Source organism: Dyadobacter bucti (assembly GCF_005869225.1).
Lineage (GTDB): Bacteria > Bacteroidota > Bacteroidia > Cytophagales > Spirosomataceae > Dyadobacter > Dyadobacter bucti.
The window spans coordinates 718,790-734,642 of sequence record NZ_SWFP01000001.1 but is presented as its reverse complement, the minus strand read 5'-3'; the positions used below and the strand labels follow the sequence as shown (position 1 = coordinate 734,642).

Here is a 15,853-nt window from a genome sequence, read left to right as displayed (position 1 = left end):
CAGGGTTAAGACAGAAAAAACGGAGGTTTCCGCCAGTGGGTGTTGAGATTTTTTAAATTTTTTTGCAATTGGCTGGCAGCGAGCTGCAACCTCAACCGGCTAGCGGTTGGGTACGGGGCTTTATCCCAGGTAGATAGCGAATGCCTGTCGCAGTTTTTTGCGGGCGCTGCCGATGTGTTTTTCTACCGTGTTCTCAGAAATGCCCATATCCTGCGCAATTTCCTTTTGTTTTTTGCCATTCAGTTGTAATTGAAAAGCCTGCCGCGCCTGCATGGGCAGGGCAGCGACCTGGCGGTCAAAACCTGTGGCTATTTCGTCGCAGATCAGCTGTTCTTCGGGATTGGGGAAAGTATGCGAGACCAGCAGGGGGTACTCTTCTATGGGAGAGCTTTTTATGGTTTTCAGAGCGCTGAAAAACCTGTTTTTTGCAGCTGTATAGAGATAGGCTTTAACGGACGAATGAACCATGATTTCCTCTCTTTTGAGCCATATATCTACAAAAAGCTCCTGCAGGATATCCTCAGCAGTAACCTGGTCCGCCTGAAGAATCCTTAAAAAATGCAGCAACCTTGAATGATACCTTAAAAAAAGCGCTTCAAACGCCGTTTTGTCTCCTGCTTTTACCTTCTCGAACAGATCCTGATCCGATAGTAAGGCGAGTTTTTTCATAAGCCGATGCTAAAATGAATGACAAGAAGTCTTCCTTTTTTCATTCCGGCCCTAAAATTAGGTTAAAGCATCTACCTTACACTTTTATCATTGTTAATTAAATATTAACAATGCTTCGCAAGGGAAATCTCCTGCGCTGTTTTGGAAACTAAACCAGGCCGGACTTATATTTGCAGCGTTAAAAACGAACCGAAATTCTCCATGTAAGATCTGGGTAACTCTTCCGGGCTCTCCGCCCACCAAGTTGTAGTAATTCATCCATACCCGGATGCCATGTAATCCATTCCCGTACAAGGCAATTTTTATTGCGCACGCAACCGTGCAGCTGGCATCGGCTATCCGGCTTGTCTGGCTCCGCGCGTTGTCATTTTCTGTTCGTTTTTACAACCTAATGATCTCAATGATGGGCATTTCAGTGCATACATTATCCTACATACATCCCGACCGGGAAGTTCTCTTTCAAAACATAAATCTCTCCCTTGCAAAAGGCCAAAAAGCTGCCCTGGTGGGAAACAACGGCACCGGTAAATCCACTTTGCTGCGGATCATTGCCGGTGATCTTGCGCCGTCGCAGCGGGAGGCTGTGCTTTCCGGGCAGACATGGTATGTTCCGCAGCATCTGGGCCAGTACGATCATGTTTCTGTTGCGCAGGTACTGGCTGTTGATCAAAAGCTGGACGCTTTGCACGCCATTCTTGCCGGCGAGGTCACGCCCGGACATTTCACAATCCTCGCCGACGACTGGGACATTGAAGAGCGGGTTGCCGCGGCATTATCGGCCTGGGATTTGCAGCACCTGGATTTTTTCCAAACGATGCAATCGCTGAGCGGGGGCGAGAAAACCAAAGTGTTTCTGGCGGGAATAGCTATACATTCCCCGGACGTTGTCCTTCTCGACGAACCATCTAATCACCTCGATGCGGGCAGCCGGGAAATGTTATATGTCTGGATCAGAAAATATGCAGGGACCCTCATGGTGGTGAGCCACGACCGGACTTTGTTAAACCAGCTGGACACCATTTTGGAACTGGGCAAAACCGGTATCGAGGTGTTTGGAGGAAATTATGATTTTTATATTTCACAAAAAGAAGGCAAGCTGCAAGCCTTACAATCGCGCCTCGATGAAAATGAAAAGGCGCTGAAACTCGCCAGGGAAAAGGCCAGGGAAGTGGCCGAACAACGACAGAAAAAAGAGGCGAGGGGGAAAACGCAGGGCCAGAAACAATCATTGCCGCGGATCATCGCAGGCGGCCGCAAAACCCAGGCAGAACAAAGTACCGCCAGGATCATGGACGTTCACGGCGAAAGGATTGACGATCTGGCCGAAAACCTGCAGCAGATCAGAACGCAGATACAGGATTATCAGGTTTTGAAAATTGACTTGCGGAAATCCGGGCTGCATAAAGGGAAGATCCTCGTCGAGGCAAAGGATATTAATTTTAGCTATGAGGAAATTAAGCTCTGGCATTTTCCGCTGAGTTTTCAGATCCGCTCCGGCGACCGGATCCGGATCGAAGGGAAAAATGGTTCCGGGAAAACCACGCTGGTCAATCTGCTCACAGGTGTGCTGAAACCGACGGCCGGGGAGCTGTACCTCGGTGATTTTCGTCACATTTACATCGACCAGGAGTACGCCCTGATTGACAATGCACTTTCCGTTTTCGAGCAGTTGCAGTGGTTCAATGTGCGGCATTTGCCGGAATCGGCCTTGAAAACTTTGCTGCATTACCATCAGTTTCCGCGTGAGGTCTGGAACAGGAAAGGCGCCGGGCTTAGCGGAGGCGAAAAGATGAAACTTGCCCTGTGCTGTATCTCGGCCAGCAACAATATGCCCGATCTGCTGATCCTGGACGAGCCTACCAATAACCTGGATGCGCACAGTCAAAATGTTCTCACAGAGGCTGTTAAATATTTTGATGGCGCTGTTCTTGTCATCTCACATGATGCTTTTTTTATCACTGAAATCAACACGGATAAGACGATTTTCCTCGACTAAAACACCGGGAAACCTCATGGTCAAAGGCTGTTTTAATAAATATGTAACCAAAAATAAATTAATGAGACAGTACGTTGATCACATATGTGTTGTTCTTTTTAATCACCCTTAACTCAATTTTCCGCAACAAATGCCATGAAAAAAACCACTTTACTATCGGCAGCTTTTTTATTTTCCATGTTTGCAGCTTCTACTTCCTCTGCCCAGATGCACGTCGGGCTGCGTGCCGGGGCAAACCTTTCGACGCTTGCCATGGAGAATGCAGATGGTGCCGTTTTTAAAACGCGTGTCGCGCCCAATGTTGCCGTGTTGTTCAACTATCAGATCAGCCCTTCTTTCAGCATTCAGGCGGAACCCGGGTTTTCTCAGCGGGGCGCCAAATTAGAAAATACGACCACGCTCAACGACAACACCCAAACCTACCGGTACGAACTTAAAGGGAAAACCATCCTGAATTACATCGAAATGCCTGTTCTGGCCCAGTATCGCCCGTCTCTGGGAAAACTGGAAGGAATCGTTTCGCTAGGCCCGGAAGTAAGGGTGCTTGCTAAGCCGCAAGTGCTTAAAGGAGGCAGTAAAGTGTACATCAACGGCAATTTGGTTGAAGAAAATACAGCCGAGGAAGTCCTTAGCGGAGATGACGGTCCCCGTAAGTTTGATTTCGGGCTTGTCGGTGGTGCAGGTGTTGCCTATCCGGTTGGCAACCTCAGGATTTTTGCCGAGGCCCGCTATCATTTCGGACTGCTGAACCTGTTCAAACAGACTGGCTCAGACGACGTGAAAGTCTACAACCGCGCAGGCTCGGTTTCGGTGGGTGTGCTGGTGCCAGTCGGCAGGCGGTAGCCTTTTGTGCGCATGGTAAGTCTTTCAAAAAATGCTGGGCGCACATGATTATGTACATGAAAAAACATCTTTAGTTACCCCTGTCCTGGCTTTGTCCTGATATTCCTTCGGGGTCATATTTAGTATTTTCTTAAAATGTTTGTAAAAAGTGGAGGGACTGCTGTATCCGGTGATGTAGCAGACCTCCTCTATGCTTTTGGAACCGTCGGCCATGAGCAGGGTACAGGCCTTGTCGATCCTGACTTCATTGAGATAGTGATAGTAATTTTTGCCGGTCCATTTTTTAAAATACCGGCAAAAGGAGGTTACTGTAAAATTGACCACGGACGCAATCTGTGAAAGTGTGATCGCTTCACGGTAATGTTCCTGGGTGTAATCAAAAACCTTTTTGATCTTATCCTCGGCCCGGTCATCCGCCAGGGCGGGGCCGGAACGCGTCTGATTGAGCACCTGGCACTGCTCCTGCATTGCCAGGGCCGACAGGATCTCTACCGATCTGATGATCGTATTCATTCCGCTGGTTTCTCTCAGCTTCATGATCGCCGGGATCATTCCCTGCATTTGCCCCCTCCAGAGCATACCCTGCATGCAATGTCCCATGAAATTCCCCATCGGCTGGAAATCCCTCAGCAGGGTGATCAGATCCATAAAAAATTGCTCTGTAAAATGGACGATCATCACGCCGTCGTCCTGGCCGGGCAAGGGATGAATGGCATGTACCAGGTGACTTCCGATGAGAAACACATCGCCTGCTACGCCCTGCTGGACGTGACTGCCGATCAGAACGGATGTACTTCCCGACAATATACACACCAGCTCGATCTGAGGATGTGAATGGTTGGCGCGGCTGGCAGGATCGGCGGCATCCAAGCAGCGGACAGTCCCGCATTCCGGTATTGCGTGGTCTGAGGAATGGCCTGCGAATAGGGTGTTCATAGCGGATTAGTCATATTTATTTGAGCTATAATACATATTTAAAGTCATATTAACGACCATTTTTCCCTTCTTATACTTAATTTGATAAAATTCCATAGGACATAGATAAAAAGGCGTAGCGGTGTGCGCATATTAACCTTTACCTTGACAACATGGTAGGAATCAATAAATTCTTTTAAAAGCACCTGAATGTTAGTCTTGAATTCAACCGAAAAAGGGGACAGCCGGATCGCCCTTTTGTCCGAAAAACTAAGCGCTAAAAAAATAGCGCTGGGATTTGACGGCTACATTGACTCTATCGTCAGGATTGTAAAATCAAAACGTGAAGATGGGTCGCAGGTGTACTTTGAGGACAGCGCCGAATTTGGCGGGTACATCATTGAAAAGGCTGACAAAAACTTTTCCCTGGAACTGGAACAGGAGCTTTTCAAAGTCGGCGGCAACATGCCCATCACGGCGAATGCGTTTGCGCGGCTGGGCTGCAAAGTGGATTGTGTAGGCGCGCTCGGACTGCCGGATATCCATCATATTTTTCAGCAAATGTCGGCCAACTGCACCTTGTACAGCTATGCCGAACCGGGCATGAGCACTGCCGTTGAATTCAGGAACAGCAAAATGATGATGGCGGAGTCGACGCAAATCAACAATGCGGACTGGCCGTATATCCGGGAAACGATCGGTATCAGCCAGCTCCGGACGATTTTTTCCGAAAAAGACCTGATCGGGCTGCTCAACTGGAGTGAGCTGGCACATTCCACGGGAGTGTGGCGGGGGCTTTTGGACGATGTATTGCCTTTTACTACGGGCAACGTTTCAAAACCTATGGGACTCTTCGATCTGTCGGATTGTTCCAAAAAGACACACGCGCAACTGATGGAGGCATTGGAATTGCTGCACCGCTTTTCAAAACACTGGGAGGTGGTATTGAGTTTGAATATGAATGAATCGGCGTTGATCTACAATGCGTTGATGCAAAATGGAAAAAAAGTGCCGGGAATAGCCGATACGGCGAAGGCCATTTTTGATGCGATCGGCTTCAATGCGGTAGGCCTTCATAAGGTTTTGGTACACCATTCCACGGAAGCCTGCTGCTGCGATGTGGACGGTGTTTCGCAGAGAACGACCCAGAAACTCACCAACCCCAGGCTGCTTACCGGAGCGGGTGACAATTTCAATACGGGTTTCTGTGCCGCTCTCCTTCTTGAAATGAACACCGGCGAGGCTCTGGAAATGGGGCACTCGATCACGAGACATTACATCACGCATGCCGAGAGCCCGCATCTGGCGCAGGTACTACATTACTGAGCGCGTTCCTTCTCTGAGGCGGTCGATGTACCAGTCCACGAATTTCACAACATCCAGTTCGGAAGGCGCATACGGTCCCGGCTGGTAATGCGACGACTCTATTCCGGCAAAATTATTCTCGCACAATTCCCAATCCTGTTCCCCGGTCACTTTCCAGAACTCCACAAGCCGGTCGACCTCATAATCCTTACCTTCCACAGCATTGGCATCCACCAGCCAGGAAAGGTCCACATAGCAGCGCGATGCACTGATGGGCGTGATCCGCATCGTCCATACATAGTCGCTCACGGCATCGATCCAGAAATTGGGATAACATACCAGGCCGAGCACGCCGGCGTCATAATCCCGGTGTTCGCCCATCGGTACCGACACAGATTTTCCGTCGAGGCTGTAACTTTCAAAATGCGGCCTGAGCGGATACCTTACTGCGAAGTGAAACGAGTCGTCCACAAAATCGATGCCTTTTACTTCCAGTCCTTTCGCCGACCAGTCTGCCTGTTTTTCGGGCAGGTAAACCTCAGCCGATTCTTTTAAATTGGCGCCGATCACAGCTTTGCAATACTCCGGATGTGCGGCTCCGCAATGATAGCATTCCCGGAAATTCTCAGTGATCAGTTTCCAGTTTGTTTTCAGCACATACCGTTTCTTAGCCGCTATTTTGGCTTTGTGAAGCTGATAGGGTTTCAAAAAAGGACCAAAACCCTCAATAACAGGCTCAAAATCAGGCGGGCTGGCGGCCAGGGAAATGAATATGAGGCCTTCGACCACTTTGAGGTGTACCGGATGCAGGCCGAAGTCGGATTTGTCAAAATCATCCGGCATGTGCCGGGCTTTGAACAACGATCCGTCCTTGTTATAAACCCACTGGTGGTAGGGGCACAGCAGCTTGGGCGCAGTGCCTGATTCTTTGGTGCATATCAGGGATCCGCGGTGGCGGCAGGTATTATAATGTGCCAGGATTTCGCCGTCATCGCCCCGGATGATTATGACGGAATCCTTGTTGATTTTATAGGTAAAATAATCACCGATTTTCGGAATATCTGCCGTAACACCTGCAAAAAGCCAATATTTCTGCCAGATATGCTGCATATCCATTTCAAAAATCCGTTCGTCGGTATAGAACGCCTGGGGAAGGCTTTTTCCGGATTCATAGTTTTCGATCAGTGACTGGGTATCCATGGTACTTTGTTTTTTATGTAAACTTAGCGGTTATATCAAAAGCAACCTCTCCACAAAGTTTCCCGATATCTACAGTATTTTCTTAGAATTTTATCTTTTTTGTCCCGGTGCTTGTAGCTGAACCGGAAGAGTGCAATTTTTGGCCATATCAATTTTTATGATCGTCAGAACCAGAGAAAGTTTTTAATATGGAAACACAGAACGAGCTGTCCCGCAAGGACTTTATCCGCCAGGCCGGGATTATGGGAGCCATTGCAATGATGTGGCCTTCGGGCTTAACAGCCGGAGGGGAAGCTGCGCAAAAAATCCGCGTGGGCGTTATCGGCTGCGGTAGCGTATCGACGCAATATTTGCCGCATCTGAGCAAATCCCCGTTTGTAACTTTGGTGAGTACCTGTGATATTGTTGAGCAAAGGGCCAAAGATGCCGCCGCCAAATATGGTATTCCCAACTATTATCCCTCCATTGAAAAAATGCTCGCCGGCGCTGATTTCGACCTGCTGGTGAACCTGACCAACATGCAGGAACACGGTCGGCTGAACAAGATAGGCCTGGAAAAGGGTAAAAACGTATGGAGTGAAAAACCCATGGCCAATACCTACCAGGAGGGTACGGCACTGCTGGCTCTGGCACAGAAAAAGCAACTGAGAATATGGGGTGCGCCTGCGGTGATCCTGAGTCCTCAGTTTGCATTTATGTCAAAGGCCATACAGGAAAAAAAGCTCGGCAAAGTGGCGGCGGCGCATGCGCACTACGGGCACCAGGGACCAACCTGGTCGGCTTTCTTTTATGAGAAACTGGGCGGCAGCATGCCCGATCTGGCCGTTTACAACATGGCGACATTGACGGGGCTGCTGGGGCCTGTGAAGTCCATCGTGTCCATGCTGAACATTATCACGCCGACCCGAAAAGTCGATAACCGCAATGCACCTATCAAAGTAGAGGCGGAAGACAACAGCATGGTGCTGATGGAACATACAAGCGGCGCTTTGTCACACGTGCAGAGCGGATTTAATTATTTTGACCCTTATGGTCACGAAGGGAGCGGACAGGACAAACCTACGATTTCGATCTGGGGCACCACAGGCAATATGCAGCTGATAGGTTACGACTGGGCTCCGACAGGTGTGGATATGGCCACCGAAGGCAACGAAAAAACGAAGCGGTTTGCAACAGATACCGGTTCATTTGTATGGCAGCAGGGCGCGAGCTATATTTCCGAAACCATGGCAAATGGTGTGGACCCCGTGATTACTACCCTGCACTCGCTGCATGTGCTGGAAATTATCGAGGCGGCCCGGAAATCGCAGGAAACCGGTACACGGATCGCGCTGAAATCGACATTTAAATGGCCATTGCTTTGATACTTTTGCTTAACAGGGATACCGATGATGTTGAATGTATTTGACGACCACACAGATTTGTCCTTCCAGGCAGCCAGGATCATTTGTGATCAGATCAAGGCGAAGCCTGACTCGGTGATATGTTTTGCGTCCGGCGAAACTCCCCTGTCCGCATATAGCTTGTTCACGACATTGATGATGGCTGAACAAATTGATTATGAGCATTTCACACTGATCGGGCTGGATGAGTGGGTGGGGGTCCCGCCGGAAAACCATGGCAGCTGCGCCTGGTTCCTGCGTACCAATGTCATTAACCCCCTCAACCTCCTGCCCGGCCAGTACAGACTTTTTGATGGCATGACTTCCGATCTTCCCGGCGAATGTGTCGCTATGGACGAATTTATCTCCGAACGCGGCGGCCTTGATCTGATCGTTGTAGGTATTGGCATGAACGGGCACATCGGTTTTAACGAACCGGGCGTATCGCCGGATCTATATTCGCATGTGATTGAGCTGGACGAAATCACCAGTACCGTCGGCCAAAAGTATTTCAAGGAAGAAACCCGGCTTACAAAAGGCATTACGCTTGGAATCAGTCATTTGCGGGAAGCCAAAACCGCCATGCTCCTGGCTTCCGGCGAACGGAAAGCGCCCATCATGAAAGCAACGCTGGAAGGCGAAATCAGCATGGAAGTGCCTGCTACCATCATGCGGGAACATCCCAACGGACTTGTACTCATTGACCAGAAAGCCGCGTCACTTTTAACAGCGCGGGAATGATTTTTCACAGGATGCTTTCCCAGGCGAACCAGTTAAGGCTGCTTTATTTTCTGGTTTTGTGTTGTACGGCCGCCTGGCTGCCTGTGTTTGCCGATGATCTCAAAGCCCGCGGTTTCTCGGGTATGGAGATCGCCCTCATCATCAATGTTACCCCGATCACCATGTTCCTGGTGCAGCCGGTCTACGGTTTTGTGGCCGACCGCATCGGTTACCGGACATGTATGCTGGCATCGACAATGCTGGCGGGTATTTCATTTCTGCTGTATCTGCAATGGAGCTCGTTTGTTGCGCTTTTGCTGATCACGGTCTGTATGTCGGTGTTTTACAACGGCATACAGCCCATTCTTGACAGCCTTACCCTCGAACTTGCAGAAACATCGCCTGATTTTAACTATGGTTCGATCCGGGTAGCGGGAGCTGCGGGCTGGGCGATCACCGGTATTGTTACCGGCTATTTTATCGATCAGGTTGATACAAGGGTGATTTACCTTTTTTCATCCGGCAGTCTGATCATTGCTTTTTTTATTGCTTTACTAATTCCCAAAAGGCCTTCCCGGAAACAGGAAACGCAGGTTTCACTGGTCAAAAGTCTCAGGTATCTCAATGACCGTACGCTGGTGTGTTTTCTGTTTTCCGTATTGCTGATATCCGCCGCCGTTACCACGATCTGGAATTTTTATTCCATTTATATGAAAGAAAATGGTGCTTCTGCTTCGCTGGTAGGGGTAGGCCTGTCTCTGCAGGGGCTCTTCGAAATCCCTTTTTTCTTTTTTTCTGTCCCGATCCTCCAAAGGCTGGGTATCAAACCCGCGCTCCTGCTTTGTGCGGCGGCCTCGGCCTTGCGGATGTTTTTGTACAGTGTCGTCAGCGTTCCCGAGTGGGCTGTGGCCGTGGATGCCCTGCACGGGCTGTCGTGGTCGTTGTTTTGGGTGGTTTGCGTGGAGTATACCAACGCACTCGTGAAGCCCGAGCTGCGTGCAACCGGACAGTCGCTCCTGTATGCGAGTTATTTTGGAATAGGCGCAATTCTGGGAAATTTCTGGACCGGCTACCTCTACGACATGCACCTCCGCATCTCTTCCATTTTCTTTATCAATGCCATCATAGTGGCTGTGGTATGCGTTTTTATGGCGATTTTTATCAAGCCGGCTTCCCGCTCTCAGATAGTTTAATAGATTTTCGTGAGATTCTTTTTTCTGAAATTGAGGGGCGTCGTGCCTGTGATTTTCTGAAATTGCTGGTAAAAATTCGTGATGTTATGAAACCCGCATTCCAGACTGATCTTGTCCACATTATACTGTGATTCGATCAACAGTTTCTGCGCATGTTCGATCCGGATTTCATTCAGGAACTGGATCACAGTTTTAAATGTGCGTTCTTTAAAATACCGGCAAAATGCAGTCAGCGACATGTTCGCGATGTCGGCCACGTCTTCCAGCCTTACCTCATTTTTATAATTCATGATCAGATAGTCCAGCACGCTGTCCAGTTTGGATAAGTCGTGTTCGTCCACTTTCTGCCGGTAATTAGGGGAGCATAAGTAGCGGTAGTCGCTGGTTTCGGACATTTCTTTCAGTATGGTCAAAAAAGAAACGAGCTGTTCCGGACCGGATTGCTGGTAGGCCGCCAGGATCATTTCACCTATTTTCTTCGTGATTTCGTCGCCGAATTTGATGCCCCTTTGAGCCCTTAAAAACAACGAGCGCACGGGTTCCATTTCCTCGTGCATCAGCAAGTCCCGTAATTCGGTTTCTTTAAGCACGATATACATCGCGCCTGCCAGGTTGTTGGCTTTGTGGCCAAAATGCTCCGCACCGTTTTTCCAGACGTGGGCCAGGTTGGCGCCTACCATGACCAGTTCCGTTGCATTGAAGTTTTCGATACTGTCGCCCACAAAACGGGTTCCCGAGCCGCTCGTAAGCAGCATGATCTCGATTTCGGGATGGAAATGCCAGGGAACGACAAAGTAAGGCCTGGATACTTTCACAATATCGAACGCTTTGCTTTGCGGAAAATGGAGCTTGATAAACCAGGGATTTTTCATCGGTAAAATTAAGTAAGGTCCTCACAGCCGGCAGCATGTAACCGCAAGCTTCCGGAAAATGCCCCGATATTAAACAAAAGCTGAAAAATAATGGCCAAGTGCTGATATAAAGATAAAATAAAGAAATAATTGGATAATAATAATAAGATTTTGGCGCTTGGTAATCGCGAATTTTAACCTGAAAATCAGCACGATTGACAGTCTCAATGTTAAATACCCGATTACAGCCAAGCCCGATGAACAACCTCAAAAGATCCGGATTACATTTGCTTATTGTGATGCTTCTGCTGCCCGCAGCAGCATTTGCCCAGCAAAAAATACGCACCGGCACAGTCCTCGACTCCCAGAACAACCAGCCGCTGCCCGGCGTCAATGTGATTAAAAAGGGCACTACCAACGGTACGTCCACCGACGTCAATGGTAATTTTTCAATCGAAACGGACGACGCAGCCGTTCTGGTGTTTTCTTATGTCGGTTATGTCAACAAAGAAGTCCCTGCCGGCAACCAGACAAAGCTCACAGTTTCTCTGGACAGCGATGTAAAAGCGTTGTCGGAGGTGGTCGTGATCGGCTACGGAACGATACAGAAAAAAGACCTTACCGGGGCTGTCTCGCAGGTTTCTTCCAGGGATTTTAACGCAGGAATCAACCCCAATCCGTTGCAGGCGATCCAGGGAAAAGTGGCCGGTCTGAACATTACCCAGCCATCCGGCGACCCCAACCAGTCGCCGACCGTCCGTCTGCGGGGCTATACCTCTCTGGCAGGCGGGAGCGAGCCTCTTTATGTGGTAGACGGCGTAATCGGCATTCCGATCAACAGCATATCACCCTCCGACATCGAACGGATTGATATTCTCAAAGACGCCAGTGCCTCGGCCATTTATGGTTCCCGCGCCGCCAATGGCGTGATCATCATCACCACCAAAAGAGGGAAAGCAGGCAAGGCCACACTGACATTCAACAACTATGTGGGCCTGGAAACGATCTCCAAACGCCTCGATCTCATGAATGGGGACGAATACCGGGAGCAGGTAATAAGGATCAAAGGGCCGGCTTCGCTGGATGATAATCTCAAATTCCCCAAGGGCCCGGACGGCCAGGGATACAGTACGGACTGGATCAAGGAAATTTCAAGGGCCGGTTTTACCAATAACCATGAAGTGGCGCTTTCGGGAGGCAGCGACAACTTTTCTTACAGGAGTTCGCTGAACTATATGGACAGGCAGGGTATCATCAAAAATACCGGCTTCAAAAGGGTTACCGGGCGGGTGAATGTGGACCAGAAGGCGCTGAACAATAAATTAAACATCCAGTATAACCTTACTGTTTCCAAAACCGAGTCGGATCTGATGAACAACGGGGTGATCAACCGGGCGGTGCTCTTCCTACCTACACTGCCCGTGCGGAATCCGGATGGCAGCTATTATGAGGTGGACGGGAGCTTTGACCTGTATAATCCTGTTGCGATGCAGGAAAATTATCAGAACCAGAGCAAAAACAATGTGGTAATAGGCTCCATGAACCTGAATTACAATCTTACGGACCATTTCAGTGTGGGTGCAAACGGGGCTTACCGGTATGAAAATACAGTTGAAAGTGCAGCCTACAACATGGCCGTAAAAGCCTACAAAGGCACGCTGGGCGAGGCTTCCCGGAAAATTGACCAGCAAAACGACAAGCTTCTGGAACTTACCGCCAAGTATAACAAGAACTTCGGCAGCAATAGTAGTTTTAATATTCTGGGCGGTTATTCTTACCAGGAGGTGGCGAACGACGGCTTTGGCGCGCGCAACAACATCGGCGACCCGTCCCTGGAAGACATTGACCTGTACGGACTTTACGGCTATAATAATCTGGGGCGGTACCAGGGAACGCTGATCCGCGGACAGAACAATTATGCCACTTCTTTTGCCAATTCCTACAAGCTCATTTCCTTTTTCGGGCGGACGACCATTAACCTCCTCGATAAATTCAACGTCACCGCCACACTCCGTCGCGACGGCAGCTCGAAATTCGGGGCGAACAACAAATGGGGAATGTTCCCGTCGGTGGCAGGCGGGTGGACGCTTTCGAACGAGTCGTTTCTTTCAGGAAATAAAACGCTGAACTACCTAAAACTGAGAGCAGGGTGGGGGCGTACCGGTAATTCGGAAGGCATCGCTCCCTACAATTCCCTGCTTTTGTACGGACCGTCGCTGAACAATTATTATGACCCTATTCTGAGGGATTACCTGCCCGGCGTGGACGTGATCCAGAACAGCAACCCCGACTTGAAATGGGAAGTGCTTTCGCAGGTCAATCTTGGACTTGATTTTGAATTATTCCAGGGGAAATTGTCGGGTACGCTGGAAGTTTATGACAAACGTACCAACGATATGCTTTACAATTATTCAGTTGCGCAGAACGGCGTAGACATTTTTGTAGGCAACATCCTGAAAAACATCGGGCAGATGTCCAACAAGGGAATTGAACTTTCACTGGGCGGTACCTTGCTGCAGCGTGACAAGTTCAGCTGGCGGTCCAATGTAGTCGGGTCGGTTTACAGGAACAAAATAATGGTGCTCAGCGATAACAATTTCGATTCCGGCCAGATCCTTTATAACAACTTCGACGGCCGCGGCCTCGGGCTGATCACTGCCTCCGAATTGCGGGAAGGGCATCCGCTGGGAGAGTTTTACATGCCGAAGTTTTCAGGTTTTGATGACAATGGGAACATTACTTTCCAGGCGGAAGACGGGAGTGCAACGCCGGATTATGCCAAAGCCAAGAAATTCGAGTCGGGCATAGGTATCCCGAAAACAACTATTTCCTGGATCAACAACTTTACATACCGGAATTTTGACCTGTCGTTTCAGCTCAGGAGTGTTTTCGGTAACAAGATCCTCAACAACCTCCGCTCCAACCTGACCCTGTCCGGCAGCGTGCTCGAAAATAACATGATCCGGGATATCTCCACATTCCCGACCAATTACAGCACGCCGGCCCTTTCGGATCTTTGGCTGGAAAACGGTGCGTTCGTTAGGCTCGACAACTGGCAGATCGGGTACAATATTCCTGCGAAAGGAATTCTTCAGAACGCACGGGTCTATGTGAGCGGCAACAATCTTTTTGTCCTCACCAAATATACCGGAATCGACCCCGAGCTGGCTGTGAACGGAAACATCCAGGCCAACCAGCAGCTGCCGAGCAGCATCGGCGTGGACTCGGGTTATATTTATCCCAAAACCCGGTCATTCCAGTTCGGTATCAATCTGACATTCTAAGACATTTTAGCAAATCAATCCAATGACTTCAATACAAAAATTCAGCATCAGATCACTTTCTTTCTGGACTGTGACCATTTTTACCCTGAGCTGTACCAATCTGGATGAAACTGTAAAAGACCAGGTGGAGCGCGACAAGTTCGGGGTATCGCAAGGACAGCTCAATACCCTGATCGGGCCATTATACGGCGGGTTGGGCGATTACTGGAACCGCTTCGAGCTGCTGAACTGCGTCACCGATGAGCAGCTGGCGCCGACGCGGGGCGGCGACTGGGGCGAGCCGGAATGGCGGTTTATGGAAGAACATACCTGGCCTACCAATTTTTACGGGTTCGACGGACTCTGGAGCTGGATTTATTCCAACATTGCCAAGATCAATGAAAAAATAACCAACCCGGGCTTCGCGGCTGCCGAAACACAGGCTGAGCTGCGCACTTTGAGGGCATTTTATCATTACCTGGCGATGGATAATTTCGGGAACGTGATCATTGCAAGCTCAATAGGTTCGGAGAATTCCGGGCAGCGCACCAGAAAGGAAGTATACGATTTTGTGGAAAAAGAACTGCTGGAATCCCTTCCGGCGCTATCCACAGATGTCCGGGCAAAATATGGGAGAATGTCCAGGTACGTGGCGCACATGATACTGGCCAAGCTGTATCTCAATGCAAAAGTCTACACCGGTGAGGCCCAGTGGCAGAAAGCAATCGAGCAATGTAACGCGATCATCGACTCCGACAAGTTTCAGGTTTCGTCGGATTTCCTGTCCACTTTCAGCGTCAACAATGAAAATTCACCTGAGATCATCTTGTCGACACCGTATGACAAGTCGAAACGGACCGGTTTTTTTGCACAAATGGCCGGGATGCATTACCTGCATCAGTTTACCTACGACCTGGGTTCGGCACCGTGGAACGGGTATTGCACATCTGCCGAGTTTTACGATACTTTCAGTCCGACGGATGTAAGACGGGAAATGTGGCTTACCGGACAGATTTACAGTTCAAGCGGTGAAGCGCTGAAAGACGACGGCATACCGGCGATTTTAACAAAGGAAGTTCCCGCATTCAAAATGGATGCAGGCCCTGTTGGCAGGCTCGCAGGGTACAGGTCGGTGAAGTATGAAGTTGAAAAAGGCGCTAATTTCGACATGAGCAATGATTTTGTGATTTTCCGGATTTCGGATGTGTACCTGATGCGCGGCGAAGCCCATTTCAGGCTGGGTAGCGCGGCTCTGGCCCTGGCGGACGTCAACGCAATACGCAGCAAGCGGGGCGTCGATAATTTTACTACCTTAACTGACGCAACCATCCTGGCCGAACGCGGGCGCGAACTGGCCTGGGAATTGCACCGGCGCCAGGATTTGATCCGGTTTGATAAATTTACCGCAGCCTGGACTTTCAAACCTGTTTCTCCAAAATACCGCGAACTGTATCCTATACCCATGAACCAGATCGCACTGAACCCGCTTCTGAAACAGAATACGGGCTATTAGGAA

Annotated in this window: 12 protein-coding genes; 8 read left to right on the top strand and 4 right to left on the bottom strand. The window is 49.5% G+C overall.

The features are described 5' to 3' along the window. Positions 1–120: 120 nt before the first annotated feature. Complete coding sequence (locus FBF61_RS02750) at positions 121–669, bottom strand: RNA polymerase sigma factor (protein ID WP_138475630.1); 549 nt, start codon at positions 667–669, stop codon at positions 121–123. Positions 670–937: 268 nt separating this feature from the next. Between FBF61_RS02750 and FBF61_RS02745 the strand changes: the two genes are divergently transcribed. Then, positions 938–2,665, top strand: a complete 1,728-nt coding sequence (locus tag FBF61_RS02745; protein ID WP_229214890.1) for an ABC-F family ATP-binding cassette domain-containing protein — start codon at positions 938–940, stop codon at positions 2,663–2,665. Positions 2,666–2,800: 135 nt separating this feature from the next. Beyond that, a complete protein-coding gene (locus FBF61_RS02740; RefSeq protein WP_138475629.1) occupies positions 2,801–3,508 on the top strand; it encodes a porin family protein in 708 nt (235 codons plus the stop codon). A 48-nt stretch (positions 3,509–3,556) separates the two neighbouring features. Here FBF61_RS02740 and FBF61_RS02735 read toward each other — a convergent pair whose 3' ends face one another. Then, positions 3,557–4,444 (bottom strand): helix-turn-helix domain-containing protein, encoded by an 888-nt coding sequence (locus FBF61_RS02735; protein WP_138475628.1) that lies wholly within the window; start codon positions 4,442–4,444, stop codon positions 3,557–3,559. A 189-nt stretch (positions 4,445–4,633) separates the two neighbouring features. Here FBF61_RS02735 and FBF61_RS02730 point away from each other — a divergent pair, with 189 nt between their 5' ends. Beyond that, a complete protein-coding gene (locus FBF61_RS02730) occupies positions 4,634–5,749 on the top strand; it encodes a carbohydrate kinase family protein (protein ID WP_138475627.1) in 1,116 nt (371 codons plus the stop codon). Here the strand turns inward: FBF61_RS02730 and FBF61_RS02725 are convergent. Next, positions 5,738–6,928, bottom strand: coding sequence for an aromatic ring-hydroxylating oxygenase subunit alpha (locus FBF61_RS02725; RefSeq protein WP_138475626.1), 1,191 nt, complete (start codon positions 6,926–6,928; stop codon positions 5,738–5,740). The genes FBF61_RS02730 and FBF61_RS02725 overlap by 12 nt on opposite strands. A gap of 188 nt (positions 6,929–7,116) precedes the next feature. On the opposite strand from FBF61_RS02725, the gene FBF61_RS02720 reads away from it, so the two are divergent. The 3 genes from FBF61_RS02720 to FBF61_RS02710 are packed head-to-tail and all read left to right on the top strand — an operon-like array spanning position 7,117 to position 10,223. Next, the gene (locus FBF61_RS02720) at positions 7,117–8,292 is read left to right on the top strand and encodes a Gfo/Idh/MocA family protein (protein WP_205748213.1); all 1,176 of its coding nucleotides are present in this window, start codon (positions 7,117–7,119) and stop codon (positions 8,290–8,292) included. A gap of 24 nt (positions 8,293–8,316) precedes the next feature. Further along, positions 8,317–9,051 (top strand): 6-phosphogluconolactonase, encoded by a 735-nt coding sequence (locus FBF61_RS02715; RefSeq protein WP_138475625.1) that lies wholly within the window; start codon positions 8,317–8,319, stop codon positions 9,049–9,051. Next, entirely contained in the window at positions 9,048–10,223 is a 1,176-nt protein-coding gene (locus tag FBF61_RS02710; RefSeq protein ID WP_138475624.1) for an MFS transporter, read from the top strand. Before FBF61_RS02715 ends, FBF61_RS02710 begins: the two co-directional genes overlap by 4 nt. On the opposite strand, the gene FBF61_RS02705 is transcribed toward FBF61_RS02710, so the two are convergent. After that, positions 10,220–11,095 carry an AraC family transcriptional regulator gene (locus FBF61_RS02705; protein WP_138475623.1) on the bottom strand — a complete coding sequence of 292 codons (876 nt, stop codon included), beginning with the start codon at positions 11,093–11,095 and terminating at the stop codon, positions 10,220–10,222. The genes FBF61_RS02710 and FBF61_RS02705 overlap by 4 nt on opposite strands. Positions 11,096–11,331: 236 nt before the next feature. Here FBF61_RS02705 and FBF61_RS02700 point away from each other — a divergent pair, with 236 nt between their 5' ends. Further along, the gene (locus tag FBF61_RS02700) at positions 11,332–14,358 is read left to right on the top strand and encodes a SusC/RagA family TonB-linked outer membrane protein (RefSeq protein ID WP_166444403.1); all 3,027 of its coding nucleotides are present in this window, start codon (positions 11,332–11,334) and stop codon (positions 14,356–14,358) included. 22 nt (positions 14,359–14,380) lie between these two features. After that, positions 14,381–15,850 (top strand): RagB/SusD family nutrient uptake outer membrane protein, encoded by a 1,470-nt coding sequence (locus tag FBF61_RS02695; protein WP_138475621.1) that lies wholly within the window; start codon positions 14,381–14,383, stop codon positions 15,848–15,850. Positions 15,851–15,853: the final 3 nt, after the last annotated feature.

Bases quoted from the DNA above. Each gene is read 5' to 3' on its own strand.
- FBF61_RS02740 (WP_138475629.1), top strand. From the start codon at position 2,801: ATGAAAAAAACCACTTTACTATCGGCAGCTTTTTTATTTTCCATGTTT.
- FBF61_RS02695 (WP_138475621.1), top strand. From the start codon at position 14,381: ATGACTTCAATACAAAAATTCAGCATCAGATCACTTTCTTTCTGGACT.
- FBF61_RS02735 (WP_138475628.1), bottom strand. From the start codon at position 4,444: ATGAACACCCTATTCGCAGGCCATTCCTCAGACCACGCAATACCGGAA.
- FBF61_RS02745 (WP_229214890.1), top strand. From the start codon at position 938: ATGCCATGTAATCCATTCCCGTACAAGGCAATTTTTATTGCGCACGCA.
- FBF61_RS02730 (WP_138475627.1), top strand. From the start codon at position 4,634: ATGTTAGTCTTGAATTCAACCGAAAAAGGGGACAGCCGGATCGCCCTT.
- FBF61_RS02725 (WP_138475626.1), bottom strand. From the start codon at position 6,928: ATGGATACCCAGTCACTGATCGAAAACTATGAATCCGGAAAAAGCCTT.
- FBF61_RS02710 (WP_138475624.1), top strand. From the start codon at position 9,048: ATGATTTTTCACAGGATGCTTTCCCAGGCGAACCAGTTAAGGCTGCTT.
- FBF61_RS02705 (WP_138475623.1), bottom strand. From the start codon at position 11,095: ATGAAAAATCCCTGGTTTATCAAGCTCCATTTTCCGCAAAGCAAAGCG.
- FBF61_RS02700 (WP_166444403.1), top strand. From the start codon at position 11,332: ATGAACAACCTCAAAAGATCCGGATTACATTTGCTTATTGTGATGCTT.
- FBF61_RS02715 (WP_138475625.1), top strand. From the start codon at position 8,317: ATGATGTTGAATGTATTTGACGACCACACAGATTTGTCCTTCCAGGCA.
- FBF61_RS02720 (WP_205748213.1), top strand. From the start codon at position 7,117: ATGGAAACACAGAACGAGCTGTCCCGCAAGGACTTTATCCGCCAGGCC.
- FBF61_RS02750 (WP_138475630.1), bottom strand. From the start codon at position 669: ATGAAAAAACTCGCCTTACTATCGGATCAGGATCTGTTCGAGAAGGTA.